This window comes from Phenylobacterium sp. (assembly GCF_035475775.1).
Lineage (GTDB): Bacteria > Pseudomonadota > Alphaproteobacteria > Caulobacterales > Caulobacteraceae > Phenylobacterium.
In genome coordinates this window covers 50649-74738 of the sequence record NZ_DATIMC010000029.1, presented here as the reverse complement: position 1 = coordinate 74738, position 24090 = coordinate 50649, and the positions used below count along the sequence as shown (strand labels likewise).

General features: G+C 71.6%; 19 protein-coding genes, 1 pseudogene and 1 riboswitch. Of the genes and pseudogenes, 11 read left to right on the top strand and 9 right to left on the bottom strand.

Translation table 11 applies throughout. The features are described from left to right. The first annotated feature begins 14 nt into the window (after positions 1-14). The 3 genes from VLI41_RS03740 to VLI41_RS03730 all read left to right on the top strand — a co-directional run bounded on the left by VLI41_RS03740 (position 15) and on the right by VLI41_RS03730 (position 3516). Complete coding sequence (locus VLI41_RS03740) at positions 15-830, top strand: transglutaminase family protein (RefSeq protein ID WP_325266715.1); 816 nt, start codon at positions 15-17, stop codon at positions 828-830. A gap of 55 nt (positions 831-885) precedes the next feature. Then, complete coding sequence (gene gshB, locus VLI41_RS03735; RefSeq protein WP_325266714.1) at positions 886-1833, top strand: glutathione synthase; 948 nt, start codon at positions 886-888, stop codon at positions 1831-1833. A gap of 135 nt (positions 1834-1968) precedes the next feature. Then, on the top strand, positions 1969-3516 hold the full coding sequence (locus VLI41_RS03730; RefSeq protein ID WP_325266713.1) for a YifB family Mg chelatase-like AAA ATPase: 1548 nt from the start codon (positions 1969-1971) through the stop codon (positions 3514-3516). Here the strand turns inward: VLI41_RS03730 and VLI41_RS03725 are convergent. The 4 genes and pseudogenes from VLI41_RS03725 to VLI41_RS16815 all read right to left on the bottom strand — a co-directional run. Beyond that, positions 3459-4067: a hypothetical protein gene (locus tag VLI41_RS03725; protein ID WP_325266712.1), complete on the bottom strand. Its 609-nt coding sequence runs from the start codon at positions 4065-4067 to the stop codon at positions 3459-3461. The two genes, VLI41_RS03730 and VLI41_RS03725, sit on opposite strands and share 58 nt — an antisense overlap. Further along, positions 4006-4374, bottom strand: a complete 369-nt coding sequence (locus VLI41_RS03720) for a hypothetical protein (protein ID WP_325266711.1) — start codon at positions 4372-4374, stop codon at positions 4006-4008. The genes VLI41_RS03725 and VLI41_RS03720 overlap by 62 nt, the downstream gene beginning before the upstream one ends. 190 nt (positions 4375-4564) lie before the next feature. Beyond that, positions 4565-4903, bottom strand: coding sequence for a hypothetical protein (locus tag VLI41_RS03715; protein ID WP_325266710.1), 339 nt, complete (start codon positions 4901-4903; stop codon positions 4565-4567). A 124-nt stretch (positions 4904-5027) separates the two neighbouring features. Continuing rightward, positions 5028-5219 (bottom strand): annotated as a pseudogene (locus VLI41_RS16815) (response regulator transcription factor); the annotation flags it as partial. A gap of 96 nt (positions 5220-5315) precedes the next feature. Between VLI41_RS16815 and VLI41_RS03710 the strand changes: the two are divergent. The 3 genes from VLI41_RS03710 to VLI41_RS03700 are packed head-to-tail and all read left to right on the top strand — an operon-like array spanning position 5316 to position 8688. Next, complete coding sequence (locus VLI41_RS03710) at positions 5316-5720, top strand: helix-turn-helix transcriptional regulator (protein WP_325266709.1); 405 nt, start codon at positions 5316-5318, stop codon at positions 5718-5720. Positions 5721-5757: 37 nt separating this feature from the next. Next, positions 5758-7293 (top strand): response regulator, encoded by a 1536-nt coding sequence (locus tag VLI41_RS03705; protein ID WP_325266708.1) that lies wholly within the window; start codon positions 5758-5760, stop codon positions 7291-7293. A 39-nt stretch (positions 7294-7332) separates the two neighbouring features. Further along, positions 7333-8688: an AmpG family muropeptide MFS transporter gene (locus VLI41_RS03700; RefSeq protein ID WP_325266707.1), complete on the top strand. Its 1356-nt coding sequence runs from the start codon at positions 7333-7335 to the stop codon at positions 8686-8688. 4 nt (positions 8689-8692) lie between these two features. Here VLI41_RS03700 and rlmN read toward each other — a convergent pair whose 3' ends face one another. Together rlmN and VLI41_RS03690 are read right to left on the bottom strand one after the other, a co-directional pair. Further along, the gene (gene rlmN, locus VLI41_RS03695) at positions 8693-9859 is read right to left on the bottom strand and encodes a 23S rRNA (adenine(2503)-C(2))-methyltransferase RlmN (RefSeq protein WP_325266706.1); all 1167 of its coding nucleotides are present in this window, start codon (positions 9857-9859) and stop codon (positions 8693-8695) included. A 79-nt stretch (positions 9860-9938) separates the two neighbouring features. Then, positions 9939-11909, bottom strand: a complete 1971-nt coding sequence (locus VLI41_RS03690; protein ID WP_325266705.1) for a redoxin domain-containing protein — start codon at positions 11907-11909, stop codon at positions 9939-9941. Positions 11910-12063: 154 nt separating this feature from the next. On the opposite strand from VLI41_RS03690, the gene VLI41_RS03685 reads away from it, so the two are divergent. Both VLI41_RS03685 and VLI41_RS03680 read left to right on the top strand, forming a co-directional pair. Beyond that, the gene (locus VLI41_RS03685; RefSeq protein ID WP_325266704.1) at positions 12064-13065 is read left to right on the top strand and encodes an NADPH:quinone oxidoreductase family protein; all 1002 of its coding nucleotides are present in this window, start codon (positions 12064-12066) and stop codon (positions 13063-13065) included. Between the two features lie 6 nt (positions 13066-13071). Beyond that, positions 13072-13998, top strand: a complete 927-nt coding sequence (locus tag VLI41_RS03680) for a DMT family transporter (RefSeq protein ID WP_325266703.1) — start codon at positions 13072-13074, stop codon at positions 13996-13998. Here VLI41_RS03680 and VLI41_RS03675 read toward each other — a convergent pair. Continuing rightward, a complete protein-coding gene (locus VLI41_RS03675; RefSeq protein WP_325266702.1) occupies positions 13995-14399 on the bottom strand; it encodes a YkvA family protein in 405 nt (134 codons plus the stop codon). The two genes, VLI41_RS03680 and VLI41_RS03675, sit on opposite strands and share 4 nt — an antisense overlap. A 52-nt stretch (positions 14400-14451) precedes the next feature. Here VLI41_RS03675 and VLI41_RS03670 point away from each other — a divergent pair, with 52 nt between their 5' ends. The 3 genes from VLI41_RS03670 to VLI41_RS03660 all read left to right on the top strand — a co-directional run bounded on the left by VLI41_RS03670 (position 14452) and on the right by VLI41_RS03660 (position 21515). Further along, positions 14452-15234, top strand: coding sequence for an SDR family NAD(P)-dependent oxidoreductase (locus VLI41_RS03670; RefSeq protein WP_325266701.1), 783 nt, complete (start codon positions 14452-14454; stop codon positions 15232-15234). A 112-nt stretch (positions 15235-15346) separates the two neighbouring features. Then, positions 15347-16465, top strand: coding sequence for an AI-2E family transporter (locus VLI41_RS03665; RefSeq protein ID WP_325266700.1), 1119 nt, complete (start codon positions 15347-15349; stop codon positions 16463-16465). Between the two features lie 205 nt (positions 16466-16670). Beyond that, a complete protein-coding gene (locus VLI41_RS03660) occupies positions 16671-21515 on the top strand; it encodes an NAD-glutamate dehydrogenase (protein WP_325266699.1) in 4845 nt (1614 codons plus the stop codon). A 144-nt stretch (positions 21516-21659) separates the two neighbouring features. Here VLI41_RS03660 and purH read toward each other — a convergent pair whose 3' ends face one another. Both purH and rpe read right to left on the bottom strand, forming a co-directional pair. Beyond that, positions 21660-23252 carry a bifunctional phosphoribosylaminoimidazolecarboxamide formyltransferase/IMP cyclohydrolase gene (gene purH / locus VLI41_RS03655; RefSeq protein ID WP_325266698.1) on the bottom strand — a complete coding sequence of 531 codons (1593 nt, stop codon included), beginning with the start codon at positions 23250-23252 and terminating at the stop codon, positions 21660-21662. Positions 23253-23273: 21 nt separating this feature from the next. Beyond that, positions 23274-23355: riboswitch (ZMP/ZTP riboswitch) on the bottom strand. Between the two features lie 6 nt (positions 23356-23361). Then, positions 23362-24051, bottom strand: coding sequence for a ribulose-phosphate 3-epimerase (gene rpe, locus VLI41_RS03650; RefSeq protein WP_325266697.1), 690 nt, complete (start codon positions 24049-24051; stop codon positions 23362-23364). Between the last annotated feature and the right edge of the window lie 39 nt (positions 24052-24090).

Below are 24090 nucleotides of genomic sequence, written 5' to 3'. Positions count from 1 at the left end.
GCCTGGCGGATCGGATGACACGCGAAGACGCCGAGGATTTCCTGCTCGAGGCCGGGGGGCTTGAGGACGGCGGATTTCCGCTGCTGGAAGCCGCGCTCGCCTGCGCCATCCACGAGGATCCCGCGCGCGATCCGCAGGTCGGCCGCGAGCTGGGGCGGGCCGGCGTCGAGCGGCTGAAGGCGCGCCTGCAACGCGAGAGCCCGGAGGAGGCCCTGGCCGAGGCGATGGCCGGCGACCTGCGGCTCTGCGGCGACCTGTTCACCCACGAGAACCCCGAGAACGCCGACATCCTGTCGGTCGCGGAGCGGCGCAAGGGCCTGCCGGTGGCGCTGGGCGTCTTTTACCTGCACGTGGCGCGCCAGTGCGGCCTGCATGTCCAGGGGGTCGACTTTCCCGGCCACTTCCTGCTGCGCATCGAGACCGACGAGGGCCCGCTGGCCCTGGATCCCTTCTCCGAGGGCCGGGTGGTGCTGCCCTCCGAGCTCACCCGGCGCGCCCTGCACGCGGGCCTGACCCCCAACGTCGCCGACCGGCTCGACCGGCTGATGGCGCCGGTTTCCGACCGCGCGGTGCTGATCCGGCTGCAGAACACCATCTTCGCCCGCGCCAGCGCCGTGCACGACTATCCCCGCGCCGAGCGGGCGGCGCTGAGGCGCGCGCTGCTCGATCCCACCGACCACCACCCCTGGCTGGACGTCGCCGCCGCCCGCGAGGGGCAGGGCGCGCTGGCCGGCGCGCTGGAGGCCCTGGCCCGCGCCACGGCCCTGGACGGCGGCGCCGCGCTGGCCGCCCGCGCCCACCGCGAGCGGGTGAGGCTCAGGCTGAACTAGCCGAACCGCATCCCAGGCCCTATGTCCCTGCTCGTCGAACCCGGGGAGAGGGCGCATGCCGCTGAAGGTCGCCGTGCAGATGGATCCCATCGAAGGGATCAACATCGAGGGCGACACCACCTTCCTGATGATGGAGCAGGCCCAGGCGCGCGGACATTCGCTGTTCGTCTACCTGACCGAGCGCCTCGCCATGGAGGACGGCCGGGTGTTCGCCCGAGGCCGGGACGTCAGCGTGCAGCGGGTGAAGGGCGGGCACGCCACCCTCGGCGAGGTCCGCCGCGTGGAGCTGGCCAGCTTCGACGTGGTCCTGATGCGCCAGGACCCGCCCTATGACATGCGCTACATCGACGCCACCTTCTTCCTGGAGGCGATCCACCCCGAAACCCTGGTGGTCAACAACCCGGCCGAGGTCAGGAGCGCGCCGGAGAAGCTGTTCGTCACCAGGTTCCCCGATCTGCAGCCGCCGACGCTGATCACCTGGGACCGTGAGGCGATCCGCGAGTTCCGCGCCCGCCACGGCGACGTCGTCCTGAAGCCGCTGAACGGCAAGGGCGGCTCGGGCGTGACGCGCCATCCGGCCGACGACCCGAATCTCGACGCCCTCCTCGAGTTACACGCCCAGATCGCCGATGAGCCGGTCATCCTCCAGAAATTCCTGCCCGCGGTGACGGCGGGCGACAAGCGCATCCTGCTGGTCGACGGCGAGGCGGTGGGGGCGATCAACCGCGTCCCGCAGAAGGGCCAGATCCGCTCCAACATGGCGGTCGGCGGGACGCCGGAGCCGGTGGAGCTCACCGCCCGCGACCGCGAGATCTGCGGCCGCATCGGCCCCGAGCTGAAGGCGCGCGGACTGATGTTCGTCGGCATCGACGTGATCGGCGGCTACCTCACCGAGATCAACGTCACCTCGCCGACCGGCGCGATGTCCCTGAAGCGGTTTTCGGGCGTCGACGCGGCCGAGATCATGTGGGAACGTATCGAAGCGGTTCGCGCCCAGGTTTGAAGCGGCGCCTTGCGATGCAACCCGCGATAAGCTACGCCTTCACCTAATGTTCCGGTTAAGTTCGCCATATGGCCACGGTCGTTCCTGGGTCTTGTGGATAACTTCCGGTGACACACAAGCTGTTGAGGGCCGGCCATGTCCGCGCGCGTGATGACTTTGGCGTTCCAGGGGGTCGAGGCCGTGCGCGTGGACGTGGAGGTGCAGCTGACCTCCGGCGAGCAGGCCTTCATCGTCGTGGGCCTCGGCGACAAGGCCGTGGCGGAGAGCCGCGAGCGCGTCCGGGCGGCCTTCACCGGCCTGGGCCTGGCCATGCCCGGCCGGCGGATCATCGCCAACCTGGCGCCGGCCGACCTGCCCAAGGTCGGCAGCCACTACGACCTCCCGATCGCGCTGGCGGTGATGGCCGCCATGGGCGTGATCCCGCCGGACGCGCTGGCCGGCTGGGCGGCCATGGGCGAGCTGTCGCTGGACGGGCGGATCGCGCCGGTCGCCGGCGCGCTGCCCGCCGCCGTGGCCGCCGGCGCCCTCGATCTGGGCCTGATCTGCCCGGAGGCCTGCGGGCCGGAGGCGGCCTGGGCCGGCGAGACGCGGATCCTCGCTGCGCCGTCGCTGATCGCCCTCGTCAACCATTTCCGCGGCGCCCAGATGCTGTCGCCGCCGAGGCCCGGCCCGATGCTGGACGCCGAGCGCGCGCCGGACCTGCGCGACGTCAAGGGCCAGGAGAACGCCAAGCGCGCCCTGGAGATCGCCGCCGCCGGCGGCCACAACCTGCTGTTCGTGGGCCCGCCCGGCTCGGGCAAGTCGATGATGGCCGCCCGCCTGCCGGGCCTGCTGCCGCCGCTGACGCCGGAGGAGCTGCTCGAGACCTCGATGATCCACTCCGTGGCGGGGCTGATCGCCAAGGGCCAGCTGACCCGCGCGCGGCCGTTCCGCAGTCCGCACCACTCGGCCAGCATGGCCGCGCTCACCGGCGGCGGCCTGAAGGCCAAGCCCGGCGAGGTCAGCCTGGCGCACAACGGCGTCTTGTTCCTCGACGAGCTGCCGGAGTTCTCGGCCCAGGCGCTGGATTCGCTGCGGCAGCCGCTGGAGACCGGCGAAGTGGTCGTCGCCCGCGCCAACGCCCACGTGCGCTACCCCGCCCGCGTGCAGCTGGTGGCGGCGATGAACCCCTGCCGGTGCGGCCATGGCGGCGCCGGCCGCGGGGCTTGCGGGCGGGCGCCGCGCTGCCAGGCCGACTACCAGCACCGCGTCTCGGGCCCGCTCATGGACCGCATCGACCTGCAGGTGGAGGTCCCGCCGGTGACCGCGGCGGATCTGGCCCTGCCGCCGCCCGCCGAGGGCACCGCCGAGGCCGCGGCGCGGGTCGGCCGGGCGCGCGAGCGGCAGACCGAGCGCGCCGCCCGGGCGGGCGAGGGCGCCGCGGCGCTGAACGCCCAGGCCGAAGGCGACTGGCTGGAGACGATCTGCGCGCTCGACGCCGCCGCCCGCGCGCTCATCACCCGCGCCGCCGAGGCGGGCGGCCTCACCGCGCGCGGCTGGACCCGAACCCTTCGGCTCGCCCGCACCATCGCCGACCTGGAAGGCGCCGAGGCCGTGCGCCGGGTGCATGTGGCCGAGGCGCTGATCTATCGCCGCGTCACGCCCGGCTCGACGGTCGCGGCATCCGCCGCGGCGATCGGCTGAGCCGCCTTGCGCCAGCGGCTGACGACGCCCGCGCAGAGCGCCGCCAGCAGCAGATAGGTCCAGATCGCATCGGCCGTGGCGTAGGCCCAGGCGCGGACCCCGGGATCGATCAGCCGCGCCAGATGGGTGAACACCGAGAGCAGCTCGAAGGCGGCGGCGAACAGCGGCCAGTAGCGGCCGCTGCTGAGCGCGATCCACAGCAGCAGCGCGAGGAACAGCCCGTCGACCAAGAGCCCGGTCCAGGCCGGGCCTTCCCAACCGCCGTGGCGCAGCAGCGGGCTCGCCAGCCAGGCGACGAGGAAGCCCAGGGCCGCCAGCCGCTCGGCCCGGCCGCCCTTCCATAGCGCCAGGGCCGCGACCGTCCAGCCGACGGCGATGCCCAGCCAGGCCGGTATTGCGGGATAGGGATGCAGGCGCCGGCCCCCGAAAAGAAAAGCGCCCCAGCTTGCATGAGCCGGGGCGCTCGTAAAACAGCGTTGTTGCGGTGGGTCAGGCGGCTTGGACGCCGCCGACGGCTCGCAGCTGGCGACCCCGCACGAGCTGCGCCGCAAACTGCGGAGGCTTGTCGCCGCCGGTCGAGGTCATCACCGCGCCGAGCCCGACCTGGTCCTTGGCCGTGCTCAGCTCCTTGTGGGTCTCGACGATGGCGCGGCGCGCCTCGGCGAGCGCGCTCAGCGCCTGGGCGGCGCGCTCCAGCGCATCCTGGCCGACGAGCGCCGAAAGGCCCGCCTGCTGCCGAAGCGCCGGCATCACGCCGGTGAGATGGGCCGTCTTGCTGAGCGCGGCGTCGATCGCCGCCTCGGCTTCGAAGAGGGCGCCTGCGATCTGTTCAGCCACCATCCGACGTTGCTTGAGCATGAGAGGTCTCCTGCACGCCTCCTTGAGGGCGCGCGACGTTCGTAGCCGAGGTATGGTTGCGATCCGGTTCAGAAGCCGGAAAAAGTCTGCCCCAGGTCTTCCAGGGCGTGCAGCCCCGCCAGCATGGCCCCGAAGGCGAGCGCCGTGACGATGGCGACGCCGCCGATCGCGCCCAGCCGGGCGGCCGGCCCTAGGTCGTTTCGGCCGAGCCGGGGCAGGCCTCGGGCCGGAAGCTCTCGTCCAGCAGGACCCAGGTCATGCAGAGGATCTCCCGCAGCACCATTTCCGCCGGCTTGAAGGGCGCGAGCTTGCGGTTGGCCGAAACCAGGTGCCGCGCCATCGCCGCCTGCGCCGGAGTCGCCGCCAGGTCGACCAGCTGCCGCTCGAGTTGCGCCCAGGTAAAGCCCGGCGTCGCCTCCTCCCGCGCCGGCGCGGCCGGCCAGCGGGTCTCGAAGTCGTCGATCTCCCGGCGCAGCCGGAGCGCCCGGCCAATCACCGCGCGATTGTCGAAGTTCGTCCAGTGGCCCATGGCTCACCCCTGTTGTGGCCGGCGCATCGGGCCACGGGGCAGGGCGGCTGTCTGTCCCGATCGGGTGCTGTCCTGATCCGGTCAGGACAGGGTTGATGTCCACCTGGCGCAACAGGCGCGCGGCGGCGTAGCGGTCATCCACGCCGAGCTTGCGGCGCGCCCGGTCGCAATAGGTGTCGACCGAGGTCTTGGACATCCCGAGCGCGCGGGCGATCTGCTTGGACGACAGGTGCTGATCGACGAGCCGCAGGCATTCGCGCTCCCTGGGCGTGAGCAGCCCCGTGGGATCGGCAGGCGTGGCGGTCTGCGCGCGCATAACGGGCCATTATAAGCGCCGCCGCGCGCCGCGCGTCTACTTTCACGCAACAGCGGTATGGGCTTTGCGCTATGCTGAGCGCCGGCGGAGGCGGTGATGGAGCACGGCGAGCAGGGTCGCCACCCGGCGTTGGAGACCGCGATCGGAGCTCGCATCCGCGCCCGCCGCCGCCAGCTCGGCCTCAGCCAGAGCGAGCTCGCCGAGCGGCTCGGGGTCTCCTTCCAGCAGGTGCAGAAGTACGAGCAGGGGACCAATCGGGTGGCCGCCTCCACCTTGGTCGCGGCCGCGACGGCGCTGTCCACCTCCGTCGGCTGGCTGGTCGGCGAGGATGCGGCCGCGGCGGCCGGCGACGACGAGCTGTTCCAGGCGTTGGCCCGCCCCGGGGCCATCGAGATGCTGCGCGCCTTCAACGCCATCCCCGACGCGCGCACCCGTTCGGCGCTCTTGGCGCTCGCCCAGGAGATGGCCGCCGCCCGGGCCGAGCCGCCCGCCGGCGTTTGACCGACCGTTAAGCCGCGGCCGCTAGCCTCGCGCGGCCATGACCCGTCCCCGCCGACCCCTCCGCGAGCGACGTCCCCGTCGCGCGGCGATCACCGCCGAGCAACTGGCGGCGCTGAGTCACGAGTTCCGTACCCCCCTCAACGGTGTGATCGGCATGGCGGGGCTGCTGGACGGCACCCGCCTGAGCGCCGAGCAAAGGGCCTATGTGCTCGCCCTTCGCGAGAGCGGCGAGCACCTGCTGACGCTCGTCAACGACGTGCTGGATTTCGCCAGGCTCGGCGCCGCGCGGCTCGAGCTGCATGCCGCGCCGGTGGAGGTCGAGGCCCTGCTGCGCGGCGTCTGCGAGCTGCTGGCGCCGCGCGCCCGCGAGAAGGGTCTGGAGGTCGCCTGGAGCGCGCCCGCGAGCCTGGGGGAGATCGACGCGGACGAGGGGCGCCTGCGCCAGATCCTGCTCAACTTCGCGGGCAATGCGATCAAGTTCACCCGCACCGGCGGCGTTCTGGTCTGCGCCGAGGTCGTCGCGCCGGGGCGCGTGCGCTTCTCGGTCGAGGACACCGGCCCCGGCGTCTCGCCCGAGGCCAGCGAGCGGATCTTCGAACCCTTCGCCCAGGCCGAGGTGGCGCATGCGGCGCTCGGCGGGGCGGGCCTGGGCTTGGCGATCGCCCGCCGGCTCGCCGAGGCGATGCAGGGCGAGGTGGGCGTCGAGCCGCGGCCCGAGGGCGGGGCGCTGTTCTGGCTGGAGGCGGCGTTCCGCGTCCGCGCGCCGCGCGAACCGTTGTCGCTCGCCGGGCGGCGAATCGCGGTGGCCAGCGCCAACCCGATGCTGCGCGAGGCGGTGCGTCGGCAGGTGGCGCACTGTGGCGGCGACCCGGCGAGCGGCGAGAGTCTGGCCCAGGCGCTGGCCGCGACCGGGCCGGGCGACGTGCTCATCCTCGATCACGCCCTCGCGACGCCCGGGCGCAAGCTGCGGCCGCCCTCCGACCGCGCGGCGATCGTCATGCTCTCGGCCAAGGAGCGGCAGGCGATCCCAGGCTATCGCGAGGCCGGTTTCGCGGGCTATCTGATCAAGCCGCTCCGCCGCGCCTCGCTGGTCGAGCGGGTGCGCATCGCGGCGGGCGAGGCCTCTGCCGCAGCGGTGGATCAGGACGACGAGCGCATCGCCCAGGCGGCCGCGCCCGGGGCGCGCGTTCTGTTGGTGGACGACAATCCGATCAACGCCATGCTCGGCCGCGCGCTGCTGGCGCGCGAGGGCTGCGCCGTCGACCAGGCGGCCTGCGGGGAGGAGGCGATCGCCGCCTGCGGCGTGGGGACCTACGACCTGGTCCTGATGGACATGCGCATGCCGGGCCTCTCGGGCGAGGACACCGCCCGCGCCCTGCGCCGTCTCGGCGTCGCCGCCCCGATCGTGGCGCTCACCGCCAACGCCTTCGAAGAGGACCGCCAGGCCTGCCTCGCGGCCGGCATGAACGACTTCCTGGTGAAGCCGCTCTCGCCCGACGCCCTTCGCGCCATCCTGACGCGCTGGATAGGCCGCGTCTGGACGCCGGCCGCGCCGCACGCCAAGCTCGCCTGATCGGGGCGCGGGGGCGCTCGCTTCGGAGCGACGATTCGCATGACCGCAAGCTCCGGCGCGCCGGCGCGCCGCAAGCGCACCGTCCTGGAGGTCCTGGGCGCGGTGCGCCAGCCGAAGATCGCGGTGATGCTGGCGCTGGGCTTCGCCTCCGGCCTGCCGTTCCTGCTTACGGCCAACACCTTCGGCTACTGGTTGCGCGACTCCGGCACGAGCCTGAAGGCCATCGGCTTCATCTCCTGGGTGGGGCTCGCCTATTCCATCAAGGTGCTGTGGTCGCCGGTCGTCGATCGGGTCGACGTGCCGCTCCTGGGCCGACTCGGCCGCCGGCGCGGCTGGATGCTCCTGGCCCAGTTGCTGGTGATCGCCGGGCTGATCGGGATGGCGAGCATCGGCATGGGCGCCGGCCTCACGGCGATCGGCGCTTTCGCCCTGGTCACCGCCTTCTCCTCGGCCACCCAGGACATCGTCATCGACGCCTGGCGGATCGAATCGGCGGCGGATTCGGACGAGCTCGGCCTGCTCACCTCCGCCTACCAGCTCGGCTATCGCATCGCGCTCCTGGTCACCGACGCCCTGGTCATCGCGACGGCCGCGCGGGTGGGCTGGCCGATGTCCTATGTCGGGATGGCCGTGCTGATGAGCGTCGGCGTGGCCGCGACCGCCTTCGCGCTCGAGCCGGCGCGCGCCGAGCAGGCGCTGCAGGCCAAGGCGCCGCTCTGGACGCCGCGCGGCTTCTTCGACGCCGTGGTCGGCCCCTTTGTCGAGTTCTTCGGCAAGCACAAGGCCGTCGGCCTGATCATGCTGCTGGCCGTGGCGCTCTACCGGCTGCCCGACTTCGTCATGGGGCCGATGTACAATCCCTACTATCATGACCTCGGCCTCACCAAGGACACGGTGGCCCTGGTGCGCGGCTCGGTTGGCCTGGCGGCGACCTTCGCCGGTATCGCGCTGGGCGGCCTGGCCTCGATCCGGCTGGGCGTCTTCCGGGCGCTGATGATCGGCGTGCTGATCGAGGGACTGGGCACGGCGGCGTTCGCCCTGCTGGCCTACCATGCGGAGATGCCGGTGTTCGCCGCGGTGATGAGCCTGGACAGCTTCGCCCAGGCCTTCGCCGGCGTGGCGCTGGTGGCCTACATGTCGAGCCTGACCAGCCTCGGCTACACCGCCACCCAGTACGCGCTGCTGTCGTCGACCTACGCGCTGCTCGGCAAGTTCCTGAAGGGCTTCTCGGGCGAGACGGTGGAGGCGCTGACGCCGAGCCACGGGCTGCTGGGCGCCTACGCGACCGCCTTCATCGGCACCGGCCTGATGGCGATCCCGCCGGCGCTGCTGTTCCTGCTGCTGGGCCGCCTGCATCGCACGCCCGCCGCGCAGCCCGCGCCAGCCGCCGCCTGAGCGCTCATGCCGGGGACGCGGCCCGCTCGACCTTGCGCCGGGTGCTGGCCCGCAGCTTCTCGCTCTCGCTCTTCAGCTGGCCGCAGGCGGCCAGGATGTCGCGACCCCGCGGCGTGCGGATCGGCGAGGCGTAGCCGGCGCGGTTGAGGATCGCGGCGAAGGCCTCGATGGTGGGCCACTCCGAGCACTCGTAGGTCGAGCCGGGCCAGGGGTTGAACGGGATCAGGTTGATCTTGGCCGGGATGCCGGCGAGCAGCCTCACCAGAGCCCTGGCCTCGGCGGGGCTGTCGTTGACGCCCTTCAGCATCACGTATTCGAAGGTGACGCGCTTGGCGTTGGAGAGCCCCGGATAGGCCTTCACCGCCGCCATCAGTTCGGCCAGCGGATACTTCCTGTTGAGCGGCACCAGCGTCTCGCGCAGCTCATCGTTGGTGGCGTGCAGCGAGATCGCCAGCATGGCCTGGGTGCGTGTCCCCAAGGGCCCGATTTCCGGGACCACGCCCGAGGTCGAGACGGTGATCCGCCGCCGGGAGATCGCGATCCCCTCGTGGTCGGCGATGATGTCGATAGCGTCGGCCACGCTGTCCAGATTGTAGAGCGGCTCGCCCATGCCCATGAAGACGATGTTGGAGAGCCGGCGGTCCGCCTTGGGCGAGGGCCATTCGCCGAGATCGTCGCGGGCGACCTGCACCTGGGCCACGATCTCGGCGGCGGTGAGGTTTCGGACCAGCGCCTGGGTGCCGGTGTGGCAGAATGTGCAGTTGAGCGTGCAGCCCACCTGGCTGGAGACGCAGAGCGCCCCGGCCCGGCCGACATCGGGGATGTAGACCGTCTCCACCTCGATCCCGGGCGCGGTCCGGATCAGCCACTTGCGCGTGCCGTCGCGGGAGACCTGCCGCTCGACGACCTCGGGCCGCGCCAGGGCGAAGGCCTCGCCGAGGGCGGCGCGGGTCTCCTTCGCCACGTCGGTCATGCGGCCGAAATCGGTGACGCCGTAGTGGTGAATCCAGCGCCAGACCTGCGAGGCGCGCATGCGGGCCTTTTCCGGCGGCGCGACGCCCGCCGCCACGATGGCAGCGCGCAGCTCCTCGCGGGTCATGCCCGCGATGTTGGGCGTCGAAGCCGCAGTCGGCCTTGCCGCTGCGCGCGAAAGATCGAGGCTTGCGCCCAAGATTTGCGTCCCAGGTGAGGCGGGCGCGCAATATAGGCGCGCGGCGGCGGCGGTCCAAATCGCCGGGGCGCGGGAGCCGCTACAGGTCCGGCGTCTCGGCCTGCCGGCGCGCCATGCGGCCGCGGGGCATCGCGGCCTGCAGCTCGGCGGCGTCCAGCACCCCGTCGTGGTTGGCGTCGAGGGCGGCGAAGCGGGCCTTCAGCATCTCGCCCATGCGGCCGCGCAGCTCGCTCGGCTCGACGACACCGTCGACGTTGGTGTCGAGCGCCCCGATCAGCCCCGAGGCCTGCAGCTTCTGCTGCAGGTCGCCCCGCACATGGCCGACGCGCTCGTCAGCCCAGCGGTAGTTCAGCCGGAAGTACATCATCTCGTCGGGCGTCTGCTCGCCCCAGGTGACGGTCCGCTTCGGATCCGGGTTGGCGAGATTGTGCGCGGAATTGTCGTAGACCCAGGTGGCGATCAGCTTGGTTCCGGCCTTCACCAGGATCGGCTTCACCGGGTCGTAGTCGCGCTGCCAGTTGAAGTCGTACTTGGGGAGCGAGAGCAGCAGGGTCTCCTTGCCGTCGGGGGTCCTGGCCTTCAGCTCCACGTGGCTGCCGCGGTAGTGGGCGTGCGGATAGAGGGTGTAGAGCCAGGCGTCGGCCGGGAAGGTCAGGTAGGCGACCTCGGTGTGGTGCTGGGCGCCGGCCGGGATCGTCAGGTTGAAGTTGCCGATCACCACCGAGCGCTTGATGAATTCCGGCGGGGCTTTCAGCAGGTAGAAGCCGACCTGGGTCCTGTCCGTCGTCTCGCGGCCCATGGTCGTGTAGTGCATCTGGAAGTGCAGCTTGCCGCCCGCGGGCACCGGCGCGCCGGAGCCGTCAGCCATGATCTGCGGCTGGGCGCCCGGCGTGTAGGACCCCACCGAGCCGCCGGGGATGTCCGCCGGGTGGTTCGGGTCGGACACGGTGTTCGACACCACGTGGTGCAGCACCCGCCGGTCGCCCGGCTTGATCGCCACGGCGTGCAGCCAGACGTCCTGCTTGAAGGGGTTGTCGACGACCGGGTTCTGGTACTCCACGAGGCCGCTCGCCGGCACCTGGAAGGCCGGCAGGTCGATGATCACGTCGGGCTTGCCGAGCGCCACCGGCCACTCCGGCGCCGTCTTGCCGGCGTTGGCCGTGAGCGGGTCGGGGCCGGAGCCGCGCGGGCTGCCCGCCTCGATCCAGTGCACCAGGGTCTTGGTCTGCTCCGAGGTGAGCCCCTGGTCGTTCTTGAACGCCCCGATGTGCGGGTCGGCGTAGTAGGGCGGCATGCGCCGGGTGCGGATCGTCTCGCGGATCATCGGCGAGAAGCCCTTCACCACCTCGTAGCTGGTCATGGCGAACGGGCCGATGCCGCCCTTGATGTGGCAGGAGACGCACTTGTCCTGCAGGATCGGCGCGACGTCGCGGGCATAGGAGATATTGGCGAACTCCGCCGCCTTCGTGCGGGCGGGGAAGGCGATGGGCCGGCCCTCGGCGACCGCGGCGCGCGCGACCTCGGGCGGCTTGCCGGCGATCACGGCGGCGATCGCCTGATCGGCCTGCGAGACGGGGCCGTGGTAGGCGATCGTCCAGGACTTCGGGTCGATGACGTAGACCTCGCCCTCGCGCTGGACGCCCAGGCCTTCGCCGACCAGCTGCTGCTCGTCCATCAGGATCGGCACGGTCAGATGCTGCTTCGCGGCGGCCGCGGCCACGGCCTCGCGGTTGTCGGGCAGGCTGGAATCCAGGCCTAAGAACACCACGCCCTTCGGCCGGAAGCTCGCCGCCAGCGTCTCCAGCTTCGCCGCCGCGGCTTCCGAGACCGGCGAGCCGCTGGTCTCGCTCATCAGCACGATCGCCGGGGCGTAGGCGTAGTAATAGAGCCGCTGGGCGAAGCGGGTCTGGTCGGTCAGCTGGAAATCGTCGACGTGCGCCGGGAGCTGGACCGCCGGCGCCTGCGCCCGGGCGGGTCCGGTGAGGGCGTCCGCGGCGGTCAGCGTCAGGGCTGCGGCGCCGAGCGCGGCGGCGGTGAGCCACGAGTTCATCCCCAGTCCTCCCAGGCGCCGCGCGCCTTTGCGTCGCCGGCGATACCACCGGTTTCCTGCCGGAATGTTGCAGCCGGTGAGAGCGAGCTTCAAACATCCGTTCGAGTGGTCTAGCGTCCGCCGCCTGGACGCCAGCCCGCGGGGAGAGAATCGGATGAAGGCGCTGCTGAGCAAGGAAGTGGGCGGGCCCGACACCCTGGTGCTGGAGGACATCCCCTCGCCGGACGCCAAGCCGGGTTTCGCCGTGGTCGAGATCAAGGCGGTCGGCGTCAACTTCCCCGACGTGCTGATCATCGAGGACAAGTACCAGTTCAAGCCGGCCCGGCCGTTCGCGCCCGGCGGCGAGATCGCCGGGATCGTGAAGTCGATCGGCGAGGGCGTCACCAACGTCAGGCCCGGCGACCGGGTGCTCGGCAACACCGGCTGGGGCGGCATGGCCGAGGAGCTGGCGCTGGAGGCCGCCCGACTGGTGAAGATCCCCGATTCCATGCCGTTCGACGAGGCCGCCGCCTTCATCATGACCTACGGCACGAGCTGGCACGCGCTGAAGGACCGCGCCCGGATGCAGCCCGGCCAGTCGCTGCTGGTGCTGGGCGCGGCGGGCGGCGTGGGGCTGGCCGCCGTCGAGCTCGGCCACGCCATGGGCGCCCGGGTGATCGCGGCCGCCTCTTCCCAGGAGAAGGTCGATCTGTGCAAGCGGCACGGCGCCGACGAGGGCGTGGTCTATGGGCGGGGGCCGTTCGACCGCGACGGCCAGAAGGCGCTCGCGCAGCTTTTCAAGGACGCCTGCGGGGCGAACGGCGCGGACGTGATCTACGATGCGGTGGGCGGCGACTACGCCGAGCCCGCCCTGCGGTCCATCGCCTGGGAGGGCAAGTACCTGGTGGTGGGCTTCGCCGCCGGCGACATCCCGCGCATCCCGCTCAACCTCGCCCTGCTCAAGGGCTGCGAGATCGTCGGCGTGTTCTGGGGCTCGTGGGTGTCGCGTAACCCGAAGAAGCACCAGGCGAGCGTCGCCGAGCTGCTGGCCATGTACCACGACGGCAAGATCAAGCCGTTCGTCTCCGAGCGCTTCCCGCTGGCGCGGGCCGCCGAGGCGATCAAGCACCTGGCCAGCCGCAAGGCCATGGGCAAGGTGGTGGTCACCGTCGACTGACCCCGCGTGGCCGTCGCAGCATCTTCCGTCGCCAGGCCGCGCCTGAGCGGCAACGTCAGGGGCGCGCTCTGGATGCTCGCCTCGGCGGTGACCTTCACGGCGATGACCACGCTGATCAAGTACCTCGGCGCGGACTATTCCGCGGCGCTGCAGACCTTCTACCGCCAGGCGGCGGGCCTGCTGGTGCTGGCGCCGGTGATCATCCGCCACCGCAGCGCCGCCTTCGCCACGACCCGGCCGGGGATCCTCATCTTCCGCGCCAGCGCCGGGACGATCGGCATGATCGCCTCGTTCTACGCCTACCAGAAGATGCCGCTGGCCGACGCCAACGCGCTGTCGTTCACCCGCACGCTCTGGATGGTGCCGCTCGCCGCCCTGATCCTGCGCGAGCGCATCGGGCCGCCCCGGATCGCCGCGGCCGTGGTGGGCTTCGCGGGCGTGCTGCTGATGGTCCGGCCCGGCGCCGGCGGACAGTTCGCGATGGGCGTGCCGGCGCTCGCCATGCTGGCCGCCTCCTTCCTGTTCACCTTCACGGTGATCGGCATGAAGGTGATGACCCGCGACCATGCGCCGATGGTGCTCTTGGTCTGGTCGGCGGTGCTGGGCGCCATCTTCGCGATCCCCGGCGCGGTGCTCGACTGGCGCTGGCCGAGCCTGCGCGACCTCGGTCTGCTCGCCGCCATGGGCGCGATCGCGACGCTGAACCAGTGGTGCTACATCAAGGGCATGCAGGAGGGCGACGCCGCAGCCATGGCGCCGCTCGACTACACCCGCCTGGTGTTCGCCGCGGCCGCGGGCTTCCTGCTGTTCCACGAGCTGCCCGGCGCCTGGACCATGGCCGGCGCCGCCGTGGTGGTCGCGGCGACCGCCTTCATCACCTGGCGCGAGCACGTCATGAACCTGCGCGCGGCCCAGGCTGCGCGGGCGTTCTAGGGCCGCTCGCGAATCCGGTCGACGGCAGCCTTGGCGGCCGCGCGGTGGCGGGGCTTCACGTTGCGGCCGACCAGCGCCATCATGGCCGCGAACACCGCCGCGTCGTCGGTGTAGCCGATGCCGGCGATGAAGTCGGGGATCGCATCGGTGGGCAGCACGAAATAGGCGAGCGCCGCCAGCATCATCCCCTTCGCGGGCGCCGGCGTCTCGGGGTCCTGCACGCAGTACCAGACCGACAGCGCCTCGGCGGCGAAGGGCGCGTGGGCGGCGACCTTCTTCAGCTTCGGCCAGAAGCCCTTGGCGACGATCCGCTCGTTCAGCCTGACGACCCGCGGCACGAGCGCCCGGGCCGGGTCCAGCACGCCATTGACGTGGGGTGACGCTTTGTCGGCTCCGCTCATCGCGCTAAACGCTCGCACCACTTCGATCCGATCTTACGGGAGGCAGGCGTCCATGGAACTGAATTCGAATGTCGCAGCGGTCGTCACCGGCGGCGCCTCGGGCCTTGGCGAGGCGACGGTCCGGGCGCTCGCCGCCAAGGGCGTCAAGGTCGCCATCTTCGACATGAACGAGCAGAAGGGCGAAACGGTCGCCAAGGACGTCGGCGGCGTCTTCTGCAAGGTCAACGTGACCTCGGACGAGGACGTCGACGCCGCCTTCGCCAAGGCGCGCCAGGCGCACGGCCAGGAGCGCATCCTGGTCAACTGCGCCGGCACCGGCAACGCGTTCAAGACCGCCAGCCGCGACAAGCAGACCGGCGAGACCAAGCACTTCCCGATCGAGGCGTTCAACTGGCTGATCCAGATCAACCTGATCGGCACCTTCCGCTGCATCGCCAAGTCGGCCAAGGGCATGCTGGATCTCGAGCCGCTGGCCGACGGCGAGCGCGGGGTGATCATCAACACCGCCTCGGTCGCCGCCGAGGACGGCCAGATCGGCCAGGCCGCCTATTCCGCCTCCAAGGGCGGCATCGTCGGCATGACCCTGCCGATCGCCCGCGACCTGATGAACGACGGCATCCGGGTGAACACCATCCTGCCCGGCATCTTCGACACCCCGCTGATGCAGGGCGCGCCGCCGAACGTGAAGGAGGCGCTGGCCGCCTCGGTGCCCTTCCCCAAGCGCCTGGGCGCCGCCCCGGAGTACGCCCAGCTTGCGCTCACCATGATCACCAACGGCTATTTCAACGGCGAGGACGTCCGCCTCGACGGCGCGATCCGCATGGCGCCGCGGTAGCTCGTTCGCCGGCCGGGGAGGATCGTCCCCGGGCGGCAAAATCGGGGGAAGGCCGCTCCCAATCGGGTGCGAATGAGGGTAAGTCTTGCCGCCTCCGCGTCCGAAAGCCGAGATGCCCAGCGCTCCCCAGCCCTCCGCCGTGTCGCGCAATGCGCTGGTGATCCTGGCGGTGATCCTGGCCGGAGCGGCGGCCTACTGGCTGGCCGGGATCCTGACGCCGCTGGCGCTGGCGATCTTCCTGGCGATCATGATCGACGGGCTGGCGCGCGTGCTGGAGCACCGGCTGCCGGGCGTCTCGCGGCGCGCCGCCCTGCCGCTCGCCCTGCTGCTGTCGATCCTGCTGTTCGGCGGGGCGACCTTCGTGGTGGTGGCGCGCGCCCCGGCCTTCTTCGGCGAGATGCTCGACTTCGCCCCCAAGCTCATGGCGCTGATCGGGCGGACCGCCGGCCGGGTCGGGGTGCGCGTGCCGCTGACCGTCGCCGAGCTGGTGCGCCAGCTGGACCCGGCGCAGTACCTCGGCCAGATGGCCCGCGCCCTCCAGAGCTTCGGCTCCACCGCGCTCTTCGTGCTGGTCTACCTCGGCTTCATCCTGGCCGCCCGCCACGGCTTCGAGCGCAAGGTCGTGGGCCTGTTCCCCAACCGCCGCGAGCGCCAGGACGCGATCGCCGCCTTCTACCGCATCCGCGACGCGGTCGAGCAGTACCTGTGGGTCCAGACCCTGACCGGGCTGATGGTCGCCGGCCTGTCGTGGATCGCCATGGCCGCGGTGGGCCTGAACGACGCCATCTTCTGGGCCTTCCTGATCTTCCTGGCGGTCTACATCCCGGTGATCGGCGGCACCTTCGCCGGGGTCGCCCCGCCGCTGTTCGCGCTGATGCAGTTCGACAGCTACTGGCCGGCGGTCATCCTGCTGGTCGCGCTGCAGGCGATCGGGGTGGTGATCGGCAACCTCATCTATCCGCGCATGCAGGGCAAAAGCCTCAACATCGACCCCATCGTGGTGCTGCTGGCGCTGGCCTTCTGGGGCGCCCTGTGGGGGATCGCGGGCATGTTCCTCTCGACCCCGCTCACGGTCATGGCCATGGTGGTGCTGGCCCAGTTCGACGGCACCCGCTGGGTGGCGGTCCTGCTCTCGGCCGACGGCGATCCGCAGCAGCTTCGGACCCGCGAGCCGGACGAGGCTCCGGACGTGGCCGTCAGCCGCGAGCCGACGCAGAAATCGAGCGCCTAGTCCGCAAGCCAGGGGTCTTTAAATTGCGCGTCCGCTTCCTATCTGGAGTCAGCCCGAGCCCTCGCGGTTCGGGCCCGTGCGTCCGACCCCCAAGCCCACGGACGTTACGAGCTAAAGAGGCTCCGCCGATCCCCCACGGCGCGGCCATGCGCCGCCGGACACTCTCCTCCGGCGGCGCTCTCGTTTCCGGGTTCGGGGGACGGCCATGAGCCGGCGGGACCGCGCCGGAACCGGCCTGGTGCGCGCCATCATGGCCGCTCTGGCGGACGACCCTTCCAAACCCGCCGCCCGAACCTTCGCCGCCCAGGCCGCGGAAGACGCCGCGCCGGACGAGCTGCCGGAGCTCTCCACGCCCGAGCTCGCCCGCAACCTCGCCGATTTCTGGCGCTTCGGGGAGCGCCGCCGCGGGCGCGCGCCGACCATCCGCATCGTCCGCGCCGTCGGCCGCAGGGCCGAGCTCGACCGACTGGAGATCGTGCAGGAGGACGCCCCTTTCCTGGTCGACAGCGTGATGGGCGAGATCGCCGACCAGGGCCTCTCGGTTCGGGCCATGTTCCACCCGATCGTCGAGGTGCAGCGCGACCGCGCGGGCGTGCGCGGCCAGACCGGAACGTCGCGGCGCGAATCGATGATCCAGGTGATCCTGGAGGTGGTGGGCGCCGACCGTGAGGCCGCCCTGATCCGCAGCCTCAGGGCCACGCTCGCCGACGTGCGCGCGGCCGTCGACGACTTCCCGGCCATGCTCGAGCTGATGCGCCAGGTGCTGGAGGAGACCCGCGCGCGCCCGGACAAGGCGACGCCTGAGGAGATCGCCTTCCTGGGCTGGCTGGAGGCGGAGCAGTTCGTGTTCCTGGGCGCACGCGCCTACGAGTACCCGCGCCTGCCGAACGGCGACTACGCCCCGGAGGAGCCGGTCTATCAGGCGAAGGACGGTCTCGGCGTGCTGCGCGACCCGCAGCGCACGGTCCTGCGCCGCGCCCACGAGCCCGCCACGCTGATGGCCGAGGTCGAGGCCCGGATCGTCCGGGACCCGGTGGTGACGGTCGCCAAGGCCAACGCCCGCAGCCGCGTGCACCGGCGGGCCTACATGGATTACGTGGGCGTCAAGCGCTACGACGCGCAGGGCCGGCCCAAGGGCGAGGTGCGCTTCGTGGGGCTGTTCACCGCCGAGGCCTACGACGAGCCCGCCAGCGCCGTACCCCTGATCCGCGAAAAGCTGGCCCGCGTGCTGGGCCGCGCAGGCATGGCGCCGGGCAGCCACAACGAGAAGCGGCTGAAGAACATCCTGGAGAACCATCCGCGGGACGAGCTCTTCCAGATCGGCGAGGACGAGCTGCTCGACCAGTCGCTGGGCATCCTGCACCTCTACGACCGGCCCCGCGTCGGCCTGTTCGAGCGGCGCGATCCCTTCGACCGCTTCGCCTCGGTGCTGCTGTTCCTGCCGCGCGACCACTACACCTCCGACCTGGAGGCGGGCGCGGGCCAGATCCTGGCGGACGCCTACGGCGGCCACATCTCGGCCGCCTATCCCACCTTCTCCGAGGGTCCGCTGGCGCGCGTCCACTACATCATCGGCTTCGCCCCGGGCGCCCACCCCTGGCCGGAGCTGAGGACGGTGGAAGCGGCGATCGCCGAGGCGGCGCGCACCTGGGCCGACCGCTTCGAGGCGGCGGTCCGCGCCTCGGACCGGGATCCGCAGCAGGTCGCCGACACCCTGGCCCGCTACGGCCAGGCCTTCCCGCCCGGTTACCGAGACCGATTCGACGCCGCCGAGGCCCTGGCCGACCTGGCCGTGATCGAAGCCATGAGCGCTGACGAGGCGATCCGCGCCCGCGCCTATCGCACCCCCACCGACACCCCGCTGCAGTTCCGCTTCAAGCTCTATCGCCCAGGGGAGCCCGCGGCGCTGGCCGACGTCCTGCCGATCCTCGACAACATGGGACTGAAGGCGCTGGCGGAGGCCGGATTCCCGGTGACGCCGCAGGGCCGCAGCCCCGTCTGGGTGCACGACTTCGAGATCGAGGATCCGCGCGGCGAGCACCTGGTGTTCGCCGAGGTCAAGCGCTGCTTCGAGGACGCCGTCGTCGCCGTCTGGTGCGGCCGCACCGAGAACGACGGCTTCAACCGCCTGACGATCGAGCTGTCCATTCCCTGGCGCGACGCGGCCCTGGTCCGCGCGCTGGCGCGCTTCCGCCAGCAGACCGGGCTCGATCCCTCGCAGCGGGTGCAGGAGGAGGCGCTGGCGGTCCATCCCGAGGTCACCCGGCTGATCCTCAAGCTGTTCGCCGCGCGTTTCGATCCGGAGGCCGAAGGCGACCTCGCCGCGCGCCAGGCGGCGACCGAGCGGCTGATGCGCGAGATCGAGGACGCGCTGCAGGCCGTCGAGAGCCTCGACCACGATCGCGTCCTGCGCCGCCTGGCGCGGCTGGTGGCGGCCATTCAGCGCAGCAACTTCTACCAGCCCGCCGATGAGGGGGGCCCCAGGCCGCAGATCGCCTTCAAGGTGGCGAGCCTGGACCTGGCCGAGCTGCCGGCGCCTCGGCCCTATCGGGAGATCTTCGTCTGGAGCGTGGGCGTGGAGGGCGTGCACCTGCGCTTCGGCCCGATCGCCCGCGGCGGGCTGCGCTGGTCCGACCGGCGCGAGGACTTCCGCACCGAGGTGCTGGGCCTGGTCAAGGCGCAGCAGGTGAAGAACGCGGTGATCGTGCCGGTCGGCTCCAAGGGGGGCTTCTTCCCCAAGCTGCTCGGCCGCGCCGCCACGCCCGAGGCGGTCCGCGCCGAAGGGGTGCGGGCCTACCGGACCTATCTGCACGGATTGCTCGACCTCACCGACAACCTGACGCCCGCCGGCCACGTCACCCATCCGAAGGGGCTGATCGTCCACGACGGCGACGATCCCTACCTGGTGGTCGCGGCCGACAAGGGCACCGCCACCTTCTCCGACATCGCCAACGAGGTGGCCGAAAGCTACGACTTCTGGCTCGGCGACGCGTTCGCCTCCGGCGGCTCGGCCGGCTACGACCACAAGGCCATGGGGATCACCGCCAAGGGCGCGTGGGAGGCGGTGAAGCGCCATTTCCGCGAGCTCGGCAAGGACATCCAGGCCGAACCGTTCACGGTCATCGGCGTGGGCGACATGTCCGGCGACGTGTTCGGCAACGGCATGCTGCTGTCGAAGCAGATCAAGCTCCTGGCCGCCTTCGACCACCGCCACGTGTTCCTCGATCCCGAGCCGGACCCGGCGAAGTCCTGGGCCGAGCGCAAGCGGCTGTTCGATCTGCCGCGCTCCTCCTGGGACGACTACGATCGCCGGAAGATCTCGCGCGGCGGCGGCGTCTTCCCGCGCACGCTGAAGTCGATCGCTTTGTCGCCCGAGGCGAGGCGCGCGCTCGACCTCGAGGCCGAGGCGCTGTCGCCCGCCGAGCTGATCCACATGATCCTCAAGGCGCCCGCCGAGCTGCTCTATCTGGGCGGCATCGGCACCTACGTGAAGGCGCGCGGCGAAGGCAACGTCGAGGTCGGCGACAAGGCCAATGACGCGGTGCGCATCAATGGCGCGGATCTGCGGGTGAAGGTGGTGGGCGAAGGCGCCAACCTGGGCGTCACCCAGGCCGGCCGGATCGAGTTCGCCCTGGCCGGCGGCCGCATCGATACCGACGCGATCGACAACTCCGCCGGCGTCGACACCTCCGACCACGAGGTCAACATCAAGATCCTGACCGGCGCGCTGGAACGCAACGACGTGCTGACCCGCAAGCGCCGCGACCTGCTGCTGCAGGCGATGACCGGCGATATCGCCGCCCACGTGCTGGCCCACAACTACGACCAGACGCTGGCGCTCTCGCTGTTGGAGATGGACGCGCCGGGCGAGCTCGAGCCGCACGCCCGCTTGATGGCCGCGCTGGAGGCCGCCGGCCGGCTCGACAGGGTGGTCGAAGGCCTGCCCGATCCGGCGGTGATCGCCGAGCGCGCCCAGGCCGGCCGGGGGCTGACCCGCCCGGAGCTCGCTGTGCTGCTGGCCTACGGCAAGCTCGAGTTGAAGCGCGAGCTGGTGGAGAGCGCGCTGCCGGACGATCCGTTCTACGAGGGCCTCCTGGAGGGCTATTTCCCCCCACCGCTTCGACGCTACCGCGAGGCCATCCGCCGTCACCGGCTGCGCCGCGAGATCATCGCAACGGCGGTGGCCAACGATGTCGTGAACCGCTGCGGCCCCTCGTTCCCGACCCGGCTGATGGCGGCCGCGGGCTGCGACGTCCGGGCGTTCGCCGCCGGCTACGAGGCCGCCAAGGCGGTGCTGGAATTCGAGGATCTGTGGGCCCAGGTCAACGCCCTGGACGGCAAGATCCCGGCGGCGGGACAGATGGCGCTCTACCGTCGGCTCTCGGCGGCGCTGCGCGGGGCGACGTTCTGGCTGGCCCGCCGCGCCGCCCGCGAGCTCCTGGATGTCCGCCAGCTCGCCAAGCGCTATGCGCCGGGCTTCAAACGCTTGCGGGAGCTGATGCCGGGCGTCGCCTCGGCCGTGGAGCAGGCGGCGATCGGCGAGCGCACCCGCCAGCTCGTCTCGACCGGCGCGCCGGAGGCGCTGGCCCAGGCCGCGGCGATCCTGCAGGCGCTGACCACCGCCGCCGATCTCGTGGACCTCGCGCAGGCTTCCAGCTGGCCGCTGCCCAACGTGGCGCGGCTCTATCATCAGGCGGGCGCGGCCTTCGCGTTCGACCGGCTGCGCGCGGCGGCCGCGGGCTATGCGGTGGGCGACGCCTTCGAACGCACGGCGCTGCGCCGGCTGCTGGAGGATCTGCTCGCCGAGCAGGCCGATCTCACCCGCGCGATCATGGACTTCGCCGGCTCCGCCCAGGCCGGCGAGGACGCCGCCCACGCCAGGGACGCCGTGACCTCCTGGGCGGCGCTGCGGCGCGACAAGGCCGAGGCCGCGCGCCGCACCGTCGCGGAGATCGACGAGGCCGGCGGCGCCTGGACCTTCGCCAAGCTCACCATCGCCAACGCCGCCCTGCGCGAGCTCGCCGAGGACCGGCGGAAGCGGAAGCGCTGATTTCCCTCCCCTATGGGGAGGGACAGGCCGCGTAGCGGTCAGGGTGGGGAAGTGTGGATCGAACTTCGAGGTGGGGGATGAGCCGGACTCCCCCACCCTGCCGTCGCTGCGCGCCGGCTGTCCCTCCCCATTGAGGGAGGGACGTCAGTGCCGGAACACCCGCACGCCGGTGAACACCATCGCCAGGCCGCGCTCGTCGGCGGCGGCGATGACCTCCTTGTCGCGCACCGAGCCGCCGGGCTGGATCACCGCCGTGCAGCCGGCGTCGGCGGCCTGGATCAGGCCGTCGGCGAACGGGAAGAAGGCTTCCGAGGCGCAGGCCGAGCCCTTGAGGTCGAGGCCGAAGTCGGCGGCGCGCAGGGCGGCGATGCGGGCGGAATCCTTGCGGTTCATCTGGCCTGCGCCCACGCCCAGCGTCTGGCCGGCCCTGGCGTAGACGATGGCGTTCGATTTCACGTGCTTGGCGATGGTGAAGGCGAACAGCATGTCGCGCACCTCGGCCTCGCTGGGCGCGCGCTTCGTCACCACCTTCAGGTCCTCGGGCCCGAGGCGGGCGTCGTCGCGGCCCTGCACCAGGAAGCCGCCGGACACCGACTTGAACGTCAGGCCCTTCGCCAGCGGATCGGGAAGGCCGCCGGTGACCAGCAGGCGGACATTCTTCTTCCTGGCGAACAGCTTGGCGGCGTCCGGCGCGATCTCGGGGGCGATCACCACCTCGGTCAGCAGCTCGAGGATCTTCTCGGCCGTCGGCGCGTCCAGGGCCGCGTTGAGCGCGATGATGCCGCCGAAGGCGCTCACCGGATCGCAGGCCAACGCCCGCTCGTAGGCCTCCAGCACCGTCCGGCCGGTCGCCACGCCGCACGAATTGGCGTGCTTGATGATCGCGCAGGCCGGGCCGTCGCGGGGGTCGAACTCGGCGATCAGCTCGAAGGCCGCGTCGGTGTCGTTGATGTTGTTGTAGGAGAGTTCCTTGCCCTGCAGCTGCTTGGCCGCGGCCACGCCGGGCGGCGGATTCGGCAGGCGGTAGAAGGCGGCCTGCTGGTGCGGGTTCTCGCCGTAGCGCATGGTCTGCACGAGCTCGCCGGCGATCGAGAACCGCCGCGGCGCCCGATCGCCCAGCTCCCACGCCAGCCACGACGAGATCGAGGAGTCGTAGGCCGCCGTGCGGGCGTAGGCGCGCTGGGCGAGCTTGCGCCGCAGGTCCAGCGTGGTGGCGCCTTCGCCCTCCAGCGCGTCCAGCACCTCCTGCAGGTCGGCCAGCTCGGTGCACACCGCCACGTAGCCGTGGTTCTTCGCGGCCGAGCGGATCATCGCCGGCCCGCCGATGTCGATGTTCTCGATGCAGGTGGCGAAGTCCGCGCCGAAGGCCGCCGTCTGCTCGAACGGATAGAGGTTCACGTAGACCAGATCGATGCCGCCGATCCCGTGCGCCTCCATCGCCTTTTTGTGCTCCGGCGCGTCGCGCACGCCGAGCAAGCCCCCGTGCACGGCCGGATGCAACGTCTTCACCCGCCCATCCATCATCTCCGGGAAGCCGGTGAGCTCGGCGACGTCCTTCACCGGCAGCCCGGCCTCGGCGATCGCCTTGCGCGTGCCGCCGGTCGAGATCAGCTCGACGCCCATGCGCGAGAGCGCCTTGGCCGCCTCGACCAGGCCGGTCTTGTCGGAGACCGAGAGCAGGGCGCGCTTGACGGCGACGCGATCGGGCGCAGGCGGAAAATCGGGGGCGGCAGGCACGGCATTCTCCTCTTCGGCTGAAGGAAATGCCCAGGCGAGCGGCGGCTATGGCCCCGCGCTCCCCGGTGGTCGCCCACCTCAATCGCCAGTCACGCGGTGTGTCCGCCGATTAGGCCCGGTGCTCCTTCAGGTCAATCAGATCGGCGCGCAGTGCGGCGATGTTGGCCGCATAACGCTCCGGTCCCCCGCGGAACACGGCGGTCCCTGCGACCAGCGCCGTGGCGCCGGCGGCGATGCACCTGGGCGCGGTCTCGGCGGTCACCCCGCCGTCGACCTCGAGGGTGATGTCGCGCCCGGTCGCCTCGATCATCGCCCGCAGGCGCTCGATCTTCTTCAGCTGCGAGGTCAGGAAGCTCTGGCCGCCGAAGCCCGGGTTGACGCTCATCACCAGCACCAGGTCGATCTGGTCCATCAGGTGGGCGATCAGCTCCGGCGGGGTCGCGGGATTGAACACCACCCCGGCCTTCGCCCCGAGCTCGCGGATCCGCTGCAGGGTGCGCGACAGGTGCGGCCCGGCCTCGGGATGGACGCTCAGGATGTCGGCGCCGGCATTGCGGAACGCCTCGAGGTAGGGATCGGCGGGCGCGATCATCAGGTGCACGTCGAAGGGAATCTTCACGTGCGGCCGGAGCGCCTTCACCACGTCGGGGCCGATGGTGATGTTGGGCACGAAGTGACCGTCCATCACGTCGACGTGCAGCCAGTCGGCCCCCGCCGCCTCCACTGCGCGCGCCTCCTCGCCCAGCCTGGCGAAATCGGCGGCCAGGATCGAGGGCGCGATGACGGTGCGGGCGGCCATGACCCCGCATTACAGTGATCCGCCGCGGGCGTCACCGTG

Excerpts from the sequence above, each read along its gene's own strand:
- VLI41_RS03675 (WP_325266702.1), bottom strand. The coding sequence starts at position 14,399 with ATGAGCGGAGCCGACAAAGCGTCACCCCACGTCAATGGCGTGCTGGAC.
- VLI41_RS03660 (WP_325266699.1), top strand. The coding sequence starts at position 16,671 with ATGAGCCGGCGGGACCGCGCCGGAACCGGCCTGGTGCGCGCCATCATG.
- VLI41_RS03665 (WP_325266700.1), top strand. The coding sequence starts at position 15,347 with ATGCCCAGCGCTCCCCAGCCCTCCGCCGTGTCGCGCAATGCGCTGGTG.
- VLI41_RS03740 (WP_325266715.1), top strand. The coding sequence starts at position 15 with ATGACACGCGAAGACGCCGAGGATTTCCTGCTCGAGGCCGGGGGGCTT.
- VLI41_RS03720 (WP_325266711.1), bottom strand. The coding sequence starts at position 4,374 with ATGCTCAAGCAACGTCGGATGGTGGCTGAACAGATCGCAGGCGCCCTC.
- VLI41_RS03690 (WP_325266705.1), bottom strand. The coding sequence starts at position 11,909 with ATGAACTCGTGGCTCACCGCCGCCGCGCTCGGCGCCGCAGCCCTGACG.
- VLI41_RS03685 (WP_325266704.1), top strand. The coding sequence starts at position 12,064 with ATGAAGGCGCTGCTGAGCAAGGAAGTGGGCGGGCCCGACACCCTGGTG.
- VLI41_RS03710 (WP_325266709.1), top strand. The coding sequence starts at position 5,316 with ATGGAGCACGGCGAGCAGGGTCGCCACCCGGCGTTGGAGACCGCGATC.
- VLI41_RS03670 (WP_325266701.1), top strand. The coding sequence starts at position 14,452 with ATGGAACTGAATTCGAATGTCGCAGCGGTCGTCACCGGCGGCGCCTCG.
- VLI41_RS03705 (WP_325266708.1), top strand. The coding sequence starts at position 5,758 with ATGACCCGTCCCCGCCGACCCCTCCGCGAGCGACGTCCCCGTCGCGCG.
- VLI41_RS03730 (WP_325266713.1), top strand. The coding sequence starts at position 1,969 with ATGTCCGCGCGCGTGATGACTTTGGCGTTCCAGGGGGTCGAGGCCGTG.
- VLI41_RS03715 (WP_325266710.1), bottom strand. The coding sequence starts at position 4,903 with ATGGGCCACTGGACGAACTTCGACAATCGCGCGGTGATTGGCCGGGCG.
- VLI41_RS03700 (WP_325266707.1), top strand. The coding sequence starts at position 7,333 with ATGACCGCAAGCTCCGGCGCGCCGGCGCGCCGCAAGCGCACCGTCCTG.
- gshB (WP_325266714.1), top strand. The coding sequence starts at position 886 with ATGCCGCTGAAGGTCGCCGTGCAGATGGATCCCATCGAAGGGATCAAC.
- rpe (WP_325266697.1), bottom strand. The coding sequence starts at position 24,051 with ATGGCCGCCCGCACCGTCATCGCGCCCTCGATCCTGGCCGCCGATTTC.